The following is a 17,119-nucleotide window of genomic DNA, read 5'->3' as shown; positions in this document are numbered from 1 at the left end:
CCGGCAACGTATCTCTTTCGTCATCGGGCTTGCGCCCATCCAGACAGACTTTGGGAGATATCGCGATGAAAACCCTCGCTCTGAATACCGCTGCGGCTTTAATGGCCTCGACAGCTGCCGTCGCACAGGTCGAAACCCGCATTGTCACCTTTGAGAATGAAGGTGCCACCCTATCCGGCACACTGTACCTACCCGAAGAACGCGGCGATGCACCTTTGCCAACGGTCGTGGTCACAGGGGCCTGGACCTCGGTACAAGAACAGATGCCGGCGAACTATGCCCGGGAAATGGCCGAACGCGGATTTGCCGCCTTCACCTTCGATTTCCGGGGCTGGGGTAAATCCGGCGATCTGCCGAACCAAGCGCGCTTTGTCGAAAGCCCCGAAGCCAAGACCTCGGACATCAAGGCAGCGATCGAATTCATAGCGACCCTGCCAGAAGTGGACGCCGAGCACATCAATGGGCTGGGTATCTGCGCCTCAGCGGGTTATATGGTCGATGCCGTCTCGGGCAACCCGCTGGTTCAGCGACTTGGTTTGGTTGCTCCCTGGCTGCAGAACGCCGAAATTGTTGAGGCCGTCTACGGCGGCGCAGAAGGTGTTGCCGGCTTGCTTCAAGTCTCGCGGGCTGCCGAAGCCGCCGGGGGCCAGATCATTCCTGCCGCGGGTCCAGAAGGTGCCGAAGGCGTGCTGATGCCGATCGGTGGCTACTACTATGAGGCGGACCGTGGGGCGATCCCGGAATATGATGACAAATGGAACAATGCAGGCTGGGAAGGCTGGCTGACCTACCATCCCGCCGACAACCCACAGCGTCTGGATAAACCGCTGACCATTGTTCACTCTGAAAGCGCAGCGATCCCGCAGGGCGTGCAGACCTTCCTTGCCGGATTTGCCGGTGAAGCGACTGCGCAGTGGCTCGAGGATGTCACGCAGTTCGATTTCTACGACAACCCCGAGGACGTGACACGGGCGGCCGACGCCGTTGCCGACCACTTCCGCGCCGGATTGGATAATTGATCCTGCTGATCAGGCGTCGGACCTCGCTATCCGACGCCTCATTCCCTTGGAGACCCTAATGACCCGAAAACTTCAACTAGCACTCGCGGTCGCGACCGTTATGGGAGGCAACGCAATGGCCGATACCCCCGAAGACAATATGAAAGTGGTTCAGAATTTTTTTGCGGCTTACGGCTCGAACGACCTTGATGGAATCGCCGCTGTCATGGACGAGGACGTACAATGGCACATTCCCGGCCGCCATCCGCTGAGCGGCACCAAAAACGGTCGGGATGAAGTTTTGGCCTTCTTCGCCCAGTTGGGCGCAGCTGGGTTTCAGGCTGACCCGATCTACTTTGGCGCGGATGAAACCCATGTTGTAGATATTCACCGAGGCTGGTCCAACGCCGAAGGTAAGCCGAATGTCGATACCATCTGGGCTCTGGTTTACCGGATCGAGAACGGCAAGATCGTCGAGGCCACCAATCTCAGTGCCGATCAGGATGCGGCGAATACGTTTTTTTGGTCGCAATACACCTTAGCGCCCGTGCCTGAACGCTTGGCTAATGAATGAAGCAGGCGCAGCAACGTACGTTGGTTTGTCCAACTCTGACAAAGGACCCGGATATGAAACGATCCCTCATCGCCATGCTCACCGCCATAACAATGATTGGAGGCCCTGCATTGGCCGATCAAACCGACATCACCCGCACCCTAACGGATATCGCTGCAGGCGCAGACCGGCATGATTGGACCCGTGTAAGGGATGCCTTCGCCGATCACGTCACCATTGACTACACCAGCCTTTGGGGTGGAGACCCGGCAACCCAACCCGCTGACGAACTTGTTGCGGGCTGGGCCGCCTTCCTGCCCGGGTTCGACAGCACGCATCACATGGTGACCAACCACGCAATCACCTCAGTTTCAGAAACCGCCGCGACGGCGCAGGCTGATTTCACCGCTACCCACCGGCTTGACGATGGCCTATGGGTATTGGGCGGCCGTTATGACTATGTGCTGGAAAAAACAGGTGACCGCTGGGTTGTAACAGCGATGACAATGACCGCTCTTTGGGAAACCGGCGACCGTGGTCTCGTCGCCCTCGCCGGTGAACGCGGGGCCGGGGCCAACTGACATCAGTTAACGCCGCATCGTTGCGCGCCGGTTGCCTTGCCAGAGCGATGTTGGCAATCTCACTATTAGGTTTTGCTTTCGGTTAACTGACGAAAATTCAAAGGAAACCTCATGACCGAACAACGTATCGCACTTGTGACCGGAGCCAATCGAGGCATCGGCAAAGAAGTCGCCCTACAACTGGCCCGCGATCATGGATTATTTGTTTTGGTAGCATCGCGCGACCCGCAAAAGGGACAAGCCACGGCCGAAGAGATTGGGCATGGAGCTAAGGCCTTGCAACTGGACGTGTCCGATCAGAGCTCGGTCAACGCTGCCTTTGATAAGATCAACTCCGAATACGGATATCTCGACATACTGGTAAACAATGCAGGCGTTGACTACGACACGGATCAGCACGCGCTCAGCGCCGACCTGGTGCGCGTGCGCCGTGCTTTTGAGACCAACTTCTTCGGAGCCTGGGCAACAACCATTTCGGCCGTTCCTTTACTTCAAAATGGTCATGATGCCCGGATTGTAAACGTGTCTTCCGGCTCAGGAGCGCTGACAGGCATGTCATCCAGCACTCCTGGATATGGCATCTCGAAAACAGCGCTCAATGCGCTGACCATCAAGACTGCAGCTGATTTGAAACCCGAAGGCATCCTTGTCAACGCAGTGTGCCCCGGCTGGGTCGCCACTGACATGGGCGGGGGTGGTCGCCCGGTTCCCGAAGGGGCTAAGGGCGTCGTGTGGGCTGCAACACTGCCCGTGAACGGTCCAACAGGTGGTTTCTTTCGGGATGGGGTGCAAATTGATTGGTAGGATTTATCCCGGTGCCATGAAATCGATCAGTTTCCTGACACGCTCGGGCAACAGACGACGGCTGGGATAAACCGCGTACATGTCTCGTGTCAGCGGGACAGTATTCTCAACTTCCAGTCGTCGCAGATCGCCCTCCACCATATCCTTCGGCAACATCGCTATCCCAAGATTACGACGAGCGGCCTGTGCTATGACATCAAGGTCGCCAATATTATGGGCTATGTGGGCTGGATTCACCGTCTCTCCCGTTTCCAGTACCCAAGGTTGACCCGCCATCAGCGCAGGAAGAGTCTGGAACTTCGGTCGCGTTAAAGGACCCGAAAGCCCGTGCTCTCGAATGAAGCCCTGCCCTGCGCAAAAACAATATGGAACTGACCATAACCGCTTGGCAACAAGACCGGAGTCCGCAAGCGGACCGACCCGAAAGGCGAGGTCGATATTGTCCGCGAAAAAATCCAGCATGATGTTAGTCGTCGTCAGTTCAAGCTGGACCTGAGGATTTTGTTCCGCGAAATCCACCAGCTTTGGCCCTATCGTTGTACGAGCTGCCAAGGGTGGGGCCGTAATGCGGATCGTGTGGTGCCGCGTGTCATCGGTAAAACCCGCAACACGCTGAAGCGCTTCAATCGGATCCTGGCAACGATCCAGAAGACGGCGCCCCTCTTCGGTCAGGCGCACCTGCCTTGTCGTGCGCTCGAATAGCTTAGCGCCCAGATGATCCTCTAACTTGGCAATCCTGCGGCTAATCCTGCTAAGCGGAATACCAAGACGATCTGCAGCTTTGGAAAAGCTGAGGTGGTGGGCGACAACAGTAAACAAGCCAAGGTCGTTGTAGATCATAATTCTATTTATGAGATAATACTTTCTAGATTCAACTATTATCACGAAATGGCGCCGCCGCTATCTTCTGCGAAACAATAGGAGATGCATGATGCCGTATGCGATAGAAATCACCCAAACTGGCGGGCCCGAAGTTCTGCGAAGTGTTGGCCAAGCTGTCGCACAGCCCGGTGCCAGAGAAATCCTGATCCGTAATCATGCCGGGGCGGTGAATTTTATCGATACGATTATTCGCCGTGGCGAAATGCCAGAGGGCATGATGCCAGACCTGCCCCATGTACCCGGCGTTGAAGGTGCCGGAATCGTCGAAGCGACGGGCAAAGATGCCGTTGGTTTCGCCGTGGGTGATCGCGTCGCATGGATGGGGCCGATTGGTGCGGGCGGCTATGGTACGCATTCCGTAATAAGTGCACCTTATGTAACCAAAATTGCCGATACCATCGCCTTTGAAACCGCAGCAGCAATCCCTGTCAACGCAATGACGGCCTATCACATGCTGGTCAATCTGGGCGGTGCGGCGGGCGGAAGATCCGTACTGGTGCATGCGGCTGCAGGCGGAGTGGGCACGATGGCCCTCCACATCGCCAAGCATCTGGGCATGACTGTGATCGCTTCGGTCAGCACTGAAAAGGTCGGATACGCCCAGGCGCAAGGAGCAGATTTTGTCATCGACTATCGTACTCAGGACGTGGCCACGCTGGTGTCAGAGATCACAAGTGGGCGCGGTGTTGATCTGACGTTGAATCCGGTTTCCGGTGACTCCTTGAAATCAGACCTTGATGCGCTGGCTCCCCTTGGAACGGCTGTGCTCTTCGGATTCCTTGCCGGGCCGCCAGCTGGCGATTTTGCCGAGGATCTGGCGAAACACTTCCAGAAATCTGTCTCAGTGCGGGTCAGCGATATTTACACGTATTTTTCCAACCGACCAACTGCATTCGGCGCGGACATGACCAAGGTATTCAAGCTGTTGGAAACTGGCATTCTGCGTCCTCAGATCACCACATACCCAATCGCCAAGGCTACGGAAGCGCATCGCCGCCTAGAGGCGGGCGAAACCACCGGCAAGTTGGTGCTCAGCATCGATTGACTCATTTAACAGACACGACATGCAAGGAACCAAAGCAATGAACTCGGTTTTCGAAACGGCCCTCATCGGCAAACACGTTGTTGTCATTGGCGGCAGCAGCGGCATGGGTAAGGCCACCGCAAAGCTGGCGGTGGCGCTCGGTGCGAAAGTTACCATCGCCAGCCGGAGTCTCGCCAAGCTGGAGGCAGCAGCGGCAGACATCGGAGGCGGAGTTCAGATCGCACCGGTCGATACCACCAACGAAACTGGCATGAAGTCCTGGGCCAGCGGCCTTGAAAAAGTAGATCATCTGGTCATCTCTGCCTCAAGCGCAGCGCGTGGGGCCTTCGCCGAATTGCCAACCACTGACCTGCGCGCGATGTTCGAGGCTAAATTTATCGGGCCCTATGTGGCGGCGCGTGAAGTCTTGCCTGTCTTGACTGAAGGCGGCTCCATCACCTTCTTTTCTGGCGTCCTCAGCCGCCGACCCTCTGCCGGTGCAACGGGTCTTGGGGCCGTGAACGCGGCGGTCGAAGCCCTGTCCAAGGGGTTGGCATTGGAGCTATCAAACCGTGCGCGTGTGAACTGCATCAGCCCTGGAATGGTTGCGACCGAGGCTTACGCGGCAATGTCGAATGAGGCTCGCGAGGCCATGTTCGCTCAGGTTGGTAACAGCCTGCCCGTCGGACGCATTGGTGAGGCAGAGGACATCGCCCAAGCTGTGATAATGGCAATGACAAATGGCTATCTCACAGGCGCTGTGCTGGATGTGGATGGAGGTCACCTGGTTAGTGGCTGAATGGCCAATGCGGATTGGCCTGATCCAATCAGGGCTCTTCCGCGTGATATAGGCCTAGCTGATGGCGACGCTTGTGAAAGGTCGCCACTCTTTCGACGATCTCGTCGCTGGCCACTGCAATGACGAAGGACAAAAGCGTTTCGAGCAATGCGATAGTACTTACTGATGACGGGAAGAATTGCGGCGTATCCGCCGAGATGACGAACCCGTGTTGTGCATTGCGCAGAACAGGGCTGGCTGGGCTGTCAGAAAGACCGACCACCGTCATGCCCTGCTCTCGGGCAACTTGCACCGCCTCGACCACTTCATTCCGATAAGGTTTGCAGGTCATCGCAATTAGCACATCGCGTTTGTCCGCCCATGCCAGATCGTCAATCGGATTTGATCCGGCGCGCGGGATAGCATGAAACTGCACCATGCCCGTCGAGGCCAGATAAACAAAGTTTCGCGCATTCGAATTGTTCACGCCAACGCCCAGCACGAACACGTTACGCGAATTCCAGATATCTTCTGCGGCGGCTTTCAGCTGTTCGGACGAGATATTGGCAAACGTCTCCTCGACATTGCGCAGGGCGTCCTGAACCATATCCGCATAAAGCCCACCCATATTGCCGGACTTACGAATATCCTGCAGCCAACGCGCGCGTTCCGGGAAATCGGCCTGACCGCGCCGGATCGCCTCGCGGAAGGGAACCCGGAAATCTTCGTAGCCTTCGAACCCCACCTGCCGCGCCATTCGGACAATGGTATTGGGTTTCACATTGGCGGCTTCAGCAATTTCGCGTACAGTCGATACACCCACGTCGCGCGGGTTCTCAAGCACATAGGTCGCAGCCTTGCGTGCCTCGGGTGTCAACTGAGACAGTTCTTCCGCTAGCCGTTCCAAAACTAAATTTGATACATCTGTCCCATTCATGATTGACGATGGTATTTTTGTTTGCATACGGTGTCGAGACCAAATCGACTCAGGGGGCCGGACCGATGTATTTCAGCTCACTCCCGCGTTTGATTGAGGTCACCGTAAATGCATCGACGGAGTTTGCCGCATGGCCCAATCCGAGACAATGAAGGCGATGGTCACCATGGGGCACGGTGATCTGGATCAGATGGTCTGGCACGAAAACTGGCCCTGCCCCACTCCCAAACCGGGCGAAGTTCTGATCAAGGTTGGTGCCTGTGGCCTGAACAATACCGACGTAAACACTAGGTCCGGCTGGTATTCTAAAACAGTCAGCGATGCGACCACCGGTGGCGCGTTTGAAGAGGTCGGCACTGATGACCCAACCTGGGGCGGAGCGCCACTGGCCTTTCCACGCATTCAAGGGGCGGATGTCTGTGGGCAGATTGTTGGAGTTGGGGACGGCGTGGATTCAATCCGCTTGGGCGAGCGTGTGATAACCGATTGCTGGTTGCGCGATCCGACCGATCCGATGAACAAGGACAAAACCGGCTACTTCGGATCAGAGCGAGATGGCGGCTTTGCCGAATACACAACGATCCCGGCCGTCAACGCGATAGCCATCCAATCAACACTTTCGGATGCTGAGCTGTCAACCTTCTCCTGTTCCTACTCAACCGCCGAAGGCATGCTGACCCGCGCCAAGGTCACCGCGGCTGACACTGTTCTTGTTCCGGGCGCATCTGGCGGCGTCGGTGGCGCTCTGGTTCAACTGGCCAAGCGCCGAAATGCGCGGGTCATCGCGATGGCGTCGGAGGCTAAGCACGACGACGTGGCCCTGTTGGGTCCAGATGTCATCCTGTCCCGCGCCCCCGATGATTTGCGCAAATCGTTGGGAGACGAAAAGATCACGGTCGTTGCCGACGTGGTGGGCGGGTCATACTGGCCGCAGCTTATCAGCATTCTTGAACGCGGCGGACGCTATACCTGCTCGGGCGCCATCGCGGGCCCTATGGTCGAGTTCGATTTGCGGACGTTCTACTTGCGCGATCTGACCTTTACAGGCTCGACCGTCATCGACCCCGAAGTAATGCAAAATCTTGTACGTTATATCGAAGCGGGCGAAGTAAAACCGGCCCTGGCCGCAACCTACCCTCTAAGCCAATTGCATGAGGCACAAACCGCCTTCATCGCGAAGAAACACACCGGAAACATCGTGGTGATCCCATGACGTTGGATGATGTTTTAATGGCCGCCAGGCGATTGCATCAGAACCACCCGGATTTGGCGGGTTTTGGGGGTTGGCCAACAGATTTATCCAGAACGGACTTACAGCCCGCACAGATTCCGGCAACCCGGCTTGTCAGCAAATTTGGTCTGAACGGTACGCCCGAAACACAGGCATTGGTTACGGCTATTGCAGCAACTGCTGAGCAAGCGCACTGGAAACTGACCTATTCCGAATCCGAAGTCGGTGCGGATTTCTTGTCTCGATACGGGTATTACGAACTGTTCGGACCCAGCGGGCATTTCCATTCGACCCAACTACGCGGTTATGTCGCCTATTGGGGCGCAGGTCTGCAGTATGACTGGCACAGCCATCAGGCTGAAGAGCTATACCTGACGCTCGCTGGAAAAGCCTGTTTTAAGGTTGAAGGGAATGCACAGCTTGTCGGGCCGGGCCAGACCCGCCAGCATGAAAGTTGGCAAAGCCACGCCATGACGACAAGCGATCATTCAATCCTGACCTTTGTCTTGTGGCGGGGCGATGGAATGGATGATCTGCCTCGGATGGATGCCGCATGACATACTGCGTCGAGGTGAAACCAAAATGAAAATTACCGGGATTTCTGTCTTTCAAATCGACCTGCCATTGGAGCATCCATACTGGCTGTCAGGCGGGCGATTGAAGTTTGAGAAGCTCGATGCGACGCTGGTCAAGATTGAAACCGACAAAGGGCTTGTTGGTTGGGGCGAAGGCACGCCCTGGGGGCATACCTATGTACCCGCCCACGGCCCCGGCATACGGGCCGGGATCGAGACGATGGCACCGTTTGTTCTTGGCCTCGACCCGCGGCGAGTTCTAGATGTTGAACGCGCGATGGATCAGGCCCTACCCGGACATCTCTACGCCAAAAGCCCGATTGACATGGCGTGCTGGGACATAGCCGGTCAGGTTGCTGGTCTTCCGATTGCTGATTTGATGGGGGGAGGGTCGCGTACGCCGCGCCCAATCGCATCCTCCGTAGGAGCCAAGACAATCGAAGAAACCCGCGCCGTCATCGAACGATACCGGCAGCGCGGCTATATCGCCCATTCCGTCAAAATCGGCGGCGATGTGGCCCGTGATATCGCCCGAATCCGTGACATGGAAAGCCTGCGCAATCCCGAAGACATCATCCTCTATGACGTCAATCGCGGCTGGTCGCGGCAGCAGGCATTACGCGTGATGAGTGCGGTCGAAGACCTCAATGTCATGATCGAACAGCCTTGCGAAACACTGGATGACATTGCCGCGATCTCAGGCAAACATGCTTCGCCTGTTTCCGTTGATGAAAGCCTTGTGACCCTTCAGGACGCGACGCGCATAGCCCGCGATGGCATTGCCGAAATATTTGGCATCAAGCTCAACCGGGTCGGCGGGCTGACCAAAGCGGTCCGAATGCGCGATGTCGCGCTGGCGCATGGGATCGACATGTTTGTAATGGCAACCGGTGGTTCTGTGCTGGCGGATACCGAAGCGCTGCATCTGGCGGCGACAATACCGGATGCGAATTGCCATGCTGTATGGGCCTGTCAGGACATGATCACCGTCGATATCGCCGGTGGGCGTGGACCGAGAAATGTGGACGGCCACCTGCATCTACCCGAAACACCCGGCCTTGGCGTTCACCCAGATGAAGATGCGTTGGGTAATCCTGTGGCGATCTACCGGTAACGATACACGCCTCTTGTGCAAGTTCGATGACGGTCATCTGCCGAGGTTGACCTTGCCGCTTCGCCATGGGAACGATGCGCGATGGCTTAGTCGAACAGGATAGCGCGATGAAGATCGAACCCTTTGGCGTCGAAATCTGGATGGATGAATGGGAAACCCGCTGCGCCTATAACCTTGCAGAGACTTGCGTCGAGAGCCTGAGTATCGCCGAGCTTTTGAAGCTTTCCGTCAAAAACTCGGATGATCTGTCTGAATTGTTGGGGATGAAAATGACCTATGGCGCGATCCGGGGCTCGGACCGGCTGCGCGATGCGATTTGTAGCCTATATGACCAGCAAAAGCGTGAGAATGTCATCGTCACCCATGGCACCATCGGTGCCAACATGCTGGTCCACAAAACGCTGGTCGAGCGCGGCGACAAGGTGGTGGCCGTCGTGCCCACCTATCAGCAACACTATTCCATCCCGGCCAGCATCGGCGCGGAGGTGACGCAGATCCATTTACGGGCCGAGAACGCTTATTTGCCCGATCTTGAGGAGCTGCGCGCCGCCGTAACTCCGGGCACCAAACTGATTGCCATCAACAACCCCAACAACCCAACCGGTGCGGTGATGGATCGCGCGTTCCTGATTGAGATCGTCGAAATCGCACGCTCCGCTGAAGCATGGTTGCTGTGTGATGAAGTCTATCGCGGTACCGGGCAAGAAGGTTCGGGCATGACGGATGCGGTTGCGGATCTTTATGAGAAAGGCATTTCAACCGCGGGCATGTCCAAGGCGTTTTCGCTGGCAGGGCTGCGACTGGGTTGGATTGCGGCCAACCCAGAACTGATCGAAGCGGTTTCGATCCATCGGGACTATGACACGATCTCGGTCGGGATGATCGACGACCATTTCGCGGCGCTTGCGCTGGAAAACCACGACAAGGTTCTGGCGCGCAGCCACGCCATTACGCGCGGCAACCTCGCCATGCTGGAAGAATGGGTCGAAAGCGAGCCCAAAATCAGTTGGGTCAAACCCAAGGCCGGAACAACCGCGCTGTTGCACTACAACTTCGACATGCCCTCGCGCGAGTTCTGCGTGAAACTGCTGCAGGAAACCGGCGTGATGTTCACACCGGGCTCTGCCTTGGGTCTCGAAGGCTGTGTTCGGATCGGTTACGCCAATACTCCGTCGATCATTCGCGAAGGGCTGGAAAAAGTTTCCACCTTCCTTGCGAAGCTCGACTAGCGCCTCATCGACTGACCGTTGTGGAACAGATGCACCTTTTCGGGTGCCGCCGTGACCGAGACGGTTTTTCCTCGCAGATTGCGCTGAACACCAGGTAGTTTTGCAATCACGGCCTCCCGTCCATCCGGGACTGCAAAGTAAAGCAGCGTGACCTCACCCAAAGCTTCGGTGAAATCCACCAAGCCGGAATAAATTGGTGTTCCATCAGTGATGTTTAAGTCCTCAGGCCGGACACCGATATTGACCTTTTTGCCTTCGTCAGCGGCATCCGTCGGGATTGATGAGATTGCCACGCCGCCATCATCCAGCGTGACGGTTGTTGTCTCTCCTGTCGCGGTAATAGTCCCGGGCAGCAGGTTCATTGCTGGTGAGCCGATGAACTGCGCGACAAACTCGTTATCTGGCGTCTCATAGAGTTCCAGCGGCGTGCCAACCTGCGCAACTCCCTTATTGGCCAAAACCACAATGCGGCTGGCGAGTGTCATCGCCTCGACCTGATCGTGGGTGACGTAAATCATCGTGCTGTCGGGCATCGCCTCTTTCAGGCGTGCAATCTCGATCCGCGTCGCCACGCGCAGGGCAGCGTCGAGGTTCGAAAGCGGCTCGTCGAACAAATATACTTTGGGGTCGCGCACGATGGCACGACCGATGGCAACGCGCTGGCGTTGTCCACCAGACAATGCCTTGGGCAGGCGATCCAGCAGGGGTTCAAGCTGTAGAATCTGGGCCGCGCGCTCCACGGCGGCATCAACCTCAGCGCTCGGCATCTTCGCGATCTTGAGCGCGAAGGCCATGTTTTCGCGCACCGTCATATGCGGGTAAAGCGCATAGGACTGGAACACCATCGCGATGCCGCGTTGCGCAGGTGGCACATCGTTCACCACCTGCCCTTCGATCTCAAGCGTACCGCCAGTGATCTTTTCAAGGCCCGCGATCATCCTCAGCAAAGTGGATTTTCCGCAACCTGACGGGCCGACAAAGACAATCAGTTCGCCTTGCTCGATCTCGAGATCGATATGTTTCAGAACATCGACCGGACCATAGGATTTGGCCACATCCGTAAGCTTGAGTTCCGACATGGTTTACCTCTTTTCCCGAGCCAATAGACAGAATTGAGCGGCATCCAGCGTCACGTTGCTTTCCCCGCGAACGCCGCCCAACTCCTCCCCGATCACTTGCCAGTCACCTTCTGGCAGGGTCACGCCAACCGGACAGTCACCCAGATTGAAGGCGCAGAAGACCTGCTCGGCTTCATCCTCTCGGGTGAAGGTTAATACCGAACCGATTTGTGACATCCCTGTCTGCGCGCCGGACATCAGCGCAGAGTGCGCATGACGCAATGCAATCGCATGGCGGTAGTGGTGCAGCATCGACGCTGGATCTTTTTCCAACCGATCCACCGCCCGCTCGGCCTGCGCAGCGCTGACTGGCAACCAGGGACGGCTCGTGCTGAACCCGGATTGTTCGTCCTGTGCGGCCCAGACCATCGGAGTACGGCAGCCATCGCGACCTTTGAATTCCGGCCAGAATTCAATACCATAGGGGTCTTGCAAATCTTCGAACGCAACATCTGCCTCGGGCAGGCCCAGTTCCTCACCCTGATAAAGACAGGCTGAGCCACGCAGGCACATCATCAGAACGGCGTGCTGCCGGACAGCTGCATCGTCCAAACCCCAACGCGAAGCATGGCGTTGCACGTCGTGGTTTGAGAAGGCCCAGCATGGCCATGCATCACCCGCCTTGTCCTCAAGCTGGTCAAAAACCTGCTTTGCGTAAGCTGCCGTCAAAGCCCGCTTTTCGAGGAACTCGAAAGCATAACACATGTGCATCCGTTTATCGCCGCTGGTGTATTCGCCCATAATCTCAAGCCCGCGCTGCGCGTCGCCGACCTCACCCAGACAGGCGCGGCCCTCGTATTCGTCAGTCAGGGCGCGTAGCCTTTCCAGGAAGGCGATATTCTCGGGCTGACTTTTGGAATAGAGGTGATCCTGATGGTTATACGGGTTCACCATCGGCGCAATTGATGAGTTCCTCTGATCCATCGGCAGGCCCGGATTGTCACGTAGCTGGGCGTCGTGGAAATAGAAATTGATGGTGTCCAGACGGAAGCCGTCGACCCCCATATCCAGCCAGAAGCGCGCCACATTCAGCAGGGCATCCTGGACATCCTTGCAATGGAAGTTCAAATCTGGCTGCGAAGTCAGGAAGTTGTGCAGATAATACTGCAAACGCCGCGCATCCCACTGCCAAGCCGAACCGCCAAAAATCGATAACCAGTTATTCGGAGGTGTCCCGTCAGGCTTGGGATCGGCCCAGACATACCAATCGGATTTCGGATTATCTCGGCAGGTGCGGCTTTCACCAAACCACGGGTGCTGATCTGAGGTGTGGGATAGCACAAGATCGATCATCACCTTCAGCCCGTGTGCATGGGCCTCATCTAACAACTCTTTAAAGTCCGCCATAGTGCCGAACATTGGATCGACATCGCGGTAGTCGCTGACGTCATAACCGAAATCCTTCATCGGAGATTTGAAGAACGGCGAAATCCAGATTGCATCAACCCCTAGCGAGGCAATGTAGCCTAGCCGCTGGGTGATACCCTTTAAGTCTCCGATCCCGTCACCGTTGCTGTCCTGAAAGCTGCGCGGATAGATCTGATAGATCACCCCGCCCCGCCACCAATCTGACGCCGACTTGGTTTTTTCGAATGCTGTCGCGTTGGTCTGCACGTTCATCACACGCCCTTATTTTACGGAACCGGCCAGCAAGCCGCGAACCAGATATTTCTGCATTGCAAAGAAGACTGCCAACGGCACCGCGATTGAGACAAACGCCGCCGTGGCCAAGATTTCCCAGTTACCGCCCCGCGTACCCAGCAGTTCGACGATACGGTTGGTCATTACCGTTGTCTGGCCGCTGGCATCGATCAGGAAGACTTTGGCAACCAGCAGATCGTTCCATGTCCAGAGGAACTGGAAGATCGCAAAGGATGCCAGTGCCGGAAAGCTAAGCGGCAGGATCAACTTGGTAAAAATCTGAAACTCGGTTGCGCCATCTACCCGGGCGTTCTCAATCAGGTCACGAGGCAGCCCGGCCATGTAGTTACGCAATAGGTAGATCGCCAATGGCATCCCGAACCCGGTATGGGCCATCCAGACCCCCAGGTATCCTTTGCCGATCCCGATATTGAGATGCAGTTTCAGCAACGGGATCAGCGCCAGCTGCAATGGCACCACCAATAGGCCAACCACCGCAGCGATCAGCAGGGCACGCCCCGGGAAATCCATCCAAGCCAGCGCGTAAGCCGCAAATGCTGCGACAAGAATCGGGATAATCGTCGCCGGGATCGTCACCGTCAGGGTATTGAAGAACGCCTTGCCCATACTGTCGGAACTGCTTTCGTTGAAGAGAACATGGGCATAGTTTTCCAAGGTGAATTCAGGCGGCAGAGTAGTCGTCACAAACACGCGAGGGCCGCGCTTGCCCGAAAACTCTTCTGCGTTTTCCATCCGATAGTCACCGTTGGCCTGAACCGTGATCGTCCCGCCACGACGAAGCTCAGCCGTTTCGCCCGGAGCAAAGGCATCAATCGCACGGGAATTCACACCCCATCGCGAAATGTCCGAGGCCCGATCACCATCGAAGATATTGCCTTCGATCACATAGAGACCATCCTGCAGAACCTGCGTTTCCGGCGCAGCCGCGCGCAGAGTCAGGTTCTGCTCCGACGGGAAGAGCGCCCGCCACCAGCCGCTGCTGGAAATCTGGTCCGCCGTTCTGAATGACGAGATCAACAAACCGAGTGTTGGGAAAACCCAAAGCACCACAAGCAGCACAACCGAGGCGTGAACGACCCATCTAAGGGCTGGGCGGGTTCCTGCAATATCGCTCATAACCCCGTCCTCCTACTGCATTTCTTTGCGCGCATTGCGCACGTTCCAGATCAGGATCGGCGTCACCAGCAACATGATCACCATGGCGGATGCCGATCCCACGCCCCAGTCATTGGCGCGGAACATCTTGTCGTACATGTAATTGGCCAGAACCTGCGTCTCCCACTGGCCATTGGTCATGGCAAAGACGATGTCAAAGACCTTGAGGACAACGATTGTGATGGTGGTCCAGACAACCATGATCGTGGTTTTGATCTGCGGCACTTTGATCTTGAAGAAAATCTGAAACGGGTTGGCCCCGTCCAGAATGGCGGCCTCGATGGTCTCTTCCGGGATACCGCGCAAGGCAGCAGACAGGATGACCATGGCAAAGCCGGTTTGAATCCAGACCAGTACGATCATCAGGAAAAAATTGTTCCAGAATGGCAGCGTCAGCCAGGTATGCGTCTCGGTTCCGCCAAAGAAGATATAGATCGCGTTAAGAACACCAATCTGATCCTGATCAGGTGGACGTGCGTCATAGACCAGTTTCCAGATCACCGAGGCCCCCACGAAAGAAATCGCCATCGGCATAAAGATCAGCGACTTGGCGACATTGCCCCAGCGGATACGGTCTGTCAGCTGCGCCACAAGCAGGCCAAAAGCGGTCGACATGGCCGGGACAACAATCAGCCAAAGCATGTTGTTGCGCATCGCTTCCCAGAATTTCGGCTCGGCGAGCATTTGGGAGTAGTTATTGAAGCCCGCCCATTCATATCCGCCACCGGCGACACGATCAGTCAGTGACAGGCGCAGCGTTTCAAACACCGGATAGGCAAGATAAACCCCAAGCGCGAGGATCGCAGGCAACAGAAACAGCCAGGGCCGGATCATGTTTGCGCGGTTGATGTTTCGCCCCGCGTTGGGGCCGCGCGCAGGGAACAGAACCTTATCCAGAAACTGGTTGGACAGGTAGAAATAGCCCACGCATCCCGACACACCGATTACGATTGTCAGCAGGCCCTGAATTGCCGGATTCATGGCATCCTCTCCCTTGTAAGGGTTTCGGGCAACCTGAGTGACAGGCTGCCCGAAGGGTTCAGCAGATTACTTAAGCGCGTCCCAGGACGACTGGATTTCGCCGGTGACTTCTGCAGCGGATTTACCACCGGTATAGTCAACCATACCGGTCCAGAAGGTGCCCGCACCTACGGCGCCAGGCATCAGGTCCGACCCGTCAAAGCGGAAGGTCGTCGCGCCCAACAGAATGTCACCCAGACCGCGCAGGGTATCATCCTTGTAGGCCTCGGTGTTCACGCCCGTATGAGGGGTCAGGAACCCGGTCTGCGCCATCATCACCTCATGCGCGAGCGGCTGCTTGAGGAACTCCATGAACGCGCTGGTCGCATCCGATGGATTGCTGACCGCCATCAGAGTACCGCCACCCAGAACCGGGTTACCCAAGTCCTTGTCTGCGAAAGACGGCATGTAAAAGAAATCTGCATCCAGGCCGAACTCGACATCTTCGGGGAAGAAGGCCGGAACAAAGGACGCCTGACGGTGCATGTAGCACTGGGGCGGCGATGAGAACATGCCTTTGGGGCTGTCGCGGAAGTCAGTCGAGGCGACAGCATCTGACCCACCCGAGACCTTGGCGTCATCACGCGCGAACCAGCCAAACTCTTCGATTGCGGCGATAACGCGCGGATCATCAAACGGAATCTCGTTTGTCACCCACTGGTCGTAAACCTCGGGCGGCTGAGTCCGCAGCATCATGTCTTCAACCCAGTCGGTCGCGGGCCAACCGGTGGCGGCACCCGATCCCAGGCCAATGCACCACGGGGTTTCGCCATCGGCGACGATCTGCTCGGTCAGGGCCTTCAGTTCTTCCATGCTCGTCGGCACTTCGTATCCGGCATCCTCGAAGTTTTCCGGGTTATACCAGACCAGAGACTTGACGTTCACATTGTAGAAGAAGCCATACATCTGGTCATTGCCGTCGGCGTCTTTGTAAGTGCCAAGATCAACCCAGGAATCGCCAGCCGCATAATTGTCACCAACCCAGGCCGCCATATCTTCACCCAGCGGTGTCAGCTGCCCTTTGGATGCCATGATCGCCGCCAGTCCTGGCTGCGGGAAGACCGCGATATTGGGGGCTGATCCTGCCTCGGCATCGATAACGATCTGCTGCTCGAAACTGTCGGAACCGGTATAGATCACATCTGCGCCAGTCGCCTCTTCGAAATAGGCAATCATGTTGTTGAAGTAACCGTCTTCCGGGGTCAGCCACGGACCAAAAATCGTGACCGTCTGACCGCTCAGATCCGGGGCGCTTTCGGCCCAGGCATTATAGCTGTCCCAGTTGAACGGCCCCTCGCCCGGCGCGAAGACCAAATCTTGTGCTTGTACCGACCCGGCCAGCAGAGCGATCGCCGCCGCACCCGAATAAAGTGCGTGTCTCATGAGTTCTCCTCCCAATATTTTCGGCGCAAACGAGATTCGTTTTCAAAGCGCTTTGGATGCCGTACTTTATCCGCT

17 protein-coding genes are annotated in these 17,119 nt (G+C 56.7%); 10 read left to right on the top strand and 7 right to left on the bottom strand.

The features are described 5' to 3' along the window. Window positions 1–65: 65 nt before the first annotated feature. The 4 genes from ACR0CZ_RS05960 (at window position 66) to ACR0CZ_RS05945 (ending at window position 2,936) form a co-directional block, all read left to right on the top strand. Window positions 66–1,019, top strand: coding sequence for an alpha/beta hydrolase (locus tag ACR0CZ_RS05960; RefSeq protein WP_170392547.1), 954 nt, complete (start codon window positions 66–68; stop codon window positions 1,017–1,019). Between the two features lie 58 nt (window positions 1,020–1,077). After that, on the top strand, window positions 1,078–1,572 hold the full coding sequence (locus ACR0CZ_RS05955) for a nuclear transport factor 2 family protein (RefSeq protein ID WP_480439098.1): 495 nt from the start codon (window positions 1,078–1,080) through the stop codon (window positions 1,570–1,572). A 53-nt stretch (window positions 1,573–1,625) separates the two neighbouring features. After that, window positions 1,626–2,132 (top strand): nuclear transport factor 2 family protein, encoded by a 507-nt coding sequence (locus ACR0CZ_RS05950; RefSeq protein WP_170392548.1) that lies wholly within the window; start codon window positions 1,626–1,628, stop codon window positions 2,130–2,132. Between the two features lie 111 nt (window positions 2,133–2,243). Continuing rightward, window positions 2,244–2,936 carry an SDR family NAD(P)-dependent oxidoreductase gene (locus tag ACR0CZ_RS05945; RefSeq protein ID WP_170392549.1) on the top strand — a complete coding sequence of 231 codons (693 nt, stop codon included), beginning with the start codon at window positions 2,244–2,246 and terminating at the stop codon, window positions 2,934–2,936. Window positions 2,937–2,939: 3 nt separating this feature from the next. Here ACR0CZ_RS05945 and ACR0CZ_RS05940 read toward each other — a convergent pair whose 3' ends face one another. Continuing rightward, window positions 2,940–3,776: a LysR family transcriptional regulator gene (locus ACR0CZ_RS05940; protein WP_170392550.1), complete on the bottom strand. Its 837-nt coding sequence runs from the start codon at window positions 3,774–3,776 to the stop codon at window positions 2,940–2,942. Between the two features lie 91 nt (window positions 3,777–3,867). Between ACR0CZ_RS05940 and ACR0CZ_RS05935 the strand changes: the two genes are divergently transcribed. Beyond that, the gene (locus ACR0CZ_RS05935; protein ID WP_170465126.1) at window positions 3,868–4,863 is read left to right on the top strand and encodes a zinc-binding dehydrogenase; all 996 of its coding nucleotides are present in this window, start codon (window positions 3,868–3,870) and stop codon (window positions 4,861–4,863) included. Window positions 4,864–4,900: 37 nt separating this feature from the next. Further along, the gene (locus tag ACR0CZ_RS05930; RefSeq protein ID WP_170392552.1) at window positions 4,901–5,641 is read left to right on the top strand and encodes an SDR family oxidoreductase; all 741 of its coding nucleotides are present in this window, start codon (window positions 4,901–4,903) and stop codon (window positions 5,639–5,641) included. 28 nt (window positions 5,642–5,669) lie between these two features. On the opposite strand, the gene ACR0CZ_RS05925 is transcribed toward ACR0CZ_RS05930, so the two are convergent. Beyond that, a complete protein-coding gene (locus ACR0CZ_RS05925) occupies window positions 5,670–6,557 on the bottom strand; it encodes a MurR/RpiR family transcriptional regulator (RefSeq protein WP_170392553.1) in 888 nt (295 codons plus the stop codon). A 130-nt stretch (window positions 6,558–6,687) separates the two neighbouring features. On the opposite strand from ACR0CZ_RS05925, the gene ACR0CZ_RS05920 reads away from it, so the two are divergent. The 4 genes from ACR0CZ_RS05920 to ACR0CZ_RS05905 all read left to right on the top strand — a co-directional run bounded on the left by ACR0CZ_RS05920 (window position 6,688) and on the right by ACR0CZ_RS05905 (window position 10,706). Continuing rightward, window positions 6,688–7,770, top strand: a complete 1,083-nt coding sequence (locus ACR0CZ_RS05920; RefSeq protein ID WP_480503582.1) for an alcohol dehydrogenase family protein — start codon at window positions 6,688–6,690, stop codon at window positions 7,768–7,770. A gap of 17 nt (window positions 7,771–7,787) precedes the next feature. Next, a complete protein-coding gene (locus ACR0CZ_RS05915; protein ID WP_255611786.1) occupies window positions 7,788–8,345 on the top strand; it encodes a dimethylsulfonioproprionate lyase family protein in 558 nt (185 codons plus the stop codon). 25 nt (window positions 8,346–8,370) lie between these two features. After that, the gene (locus ACR0CZ_RS05910; protein ID WP_170392555.1) at window positions 8,371–9,477 is read left to right on the top strand and encodes an enolase C-terminal domain-like protein; all 1,107 of its coding nucleotides are present in this window, start codon (window positions 8,371–8,373) and stop codon (window positions 9,475–9,477) included. Window positions 9,478–9,584: 107 nt separating this feature from the next. Further along, window positions 9,585–10,706 (top strand): aminotransferase, encoded by a 1,122-nt coding sequence (locus ACR0CZ_RS05905; protein WP_170392928.1) that lies wholly within the window; start codon window positions 9,585–9,587, stop codon window positions 10,704–10,706. Here the strand turns inward: ACR0CZ_RS05905 and ACR0CZ_RS05900 are convergent. The 5 genes from ACR0CZ_RS05900 to ACR0CZ_RS05880 form a co-directional block, all read right to left on the bottom strand. Beyond that, a complete protein-coding gene (locus ACR0CZ_RS05900) occupies window positions 10,703–11,785 on the bottom strand; it encodes a sn-glycerol-3-phosphate ABC transporter ATP-binding protein UgpC (protein ID WP_170392556.1) in 1,083 nt (360 codons plus the stop codon). The genes ACR0CZ_RS05905 and ACR0CZ_RS05900 overlap by 4 nt on opposite strands. Window positions 11,786–11,788: 3 nt before the next feature. Next, complete coding sequence (locus ACR0CZ_RS05895; RefSeq protein ID WP_170392557.1) at window positions 11,789–13,444, bottom strand: alpha-glucosidase; 1,656 nt, start codon at window positions 13,442–13,444, stop codon at window positions 11,789–11,791. 9 nt (window positions 13,445–13,453) lie between these two features. Then, the gene (locus tag ACR0CZ_RS05890) at window positions 13,454–14,602 is read right to left on the bottom strand and encodes a carbohydrate ABC transporter permease (protein WP_170392558.1); all 1,149 of its coding nucleotides are present in this window, start codon (window positions 14,600–14,602) and stop codon (window positions 13,454–13,456) included. Between the two features lie 12 nt (window positions 14,603–14,614). Then, window positions 14,615–15,622 (bottom strand): carbohydrate ABC transporter permease, encoded by a 1,008-nt coding sequence (locus tag ACR0CZ_RS05885; RefSeq protein ID WP_170392559.1) that lies wholly within the window; start codon window positions 15,620–15,622, stop codon window positions 14,615–14,617. Between the two features lie 66 nt (window positions 15,623–15,688). Beyond that, a complete protein-coding gene (locus tag ACR0CZ_RS05880; RefSeq protein ID WP_170392560.1) occupies window positions 15,689–17,044 on the bottom strand; it encodes an ABC transporter substrate-binding protein in 1,356 nt (451 codons plus the stop codon). Between the last annotated feature and the right edge of the window lie 75 nt (window positions 17,045–17,119).

The organism is Ruegeria sp. H9, assembly GCF_056532915.1.
This window is presented reverse-complemented; position numbering and strand designations above follow the sequence as displayed.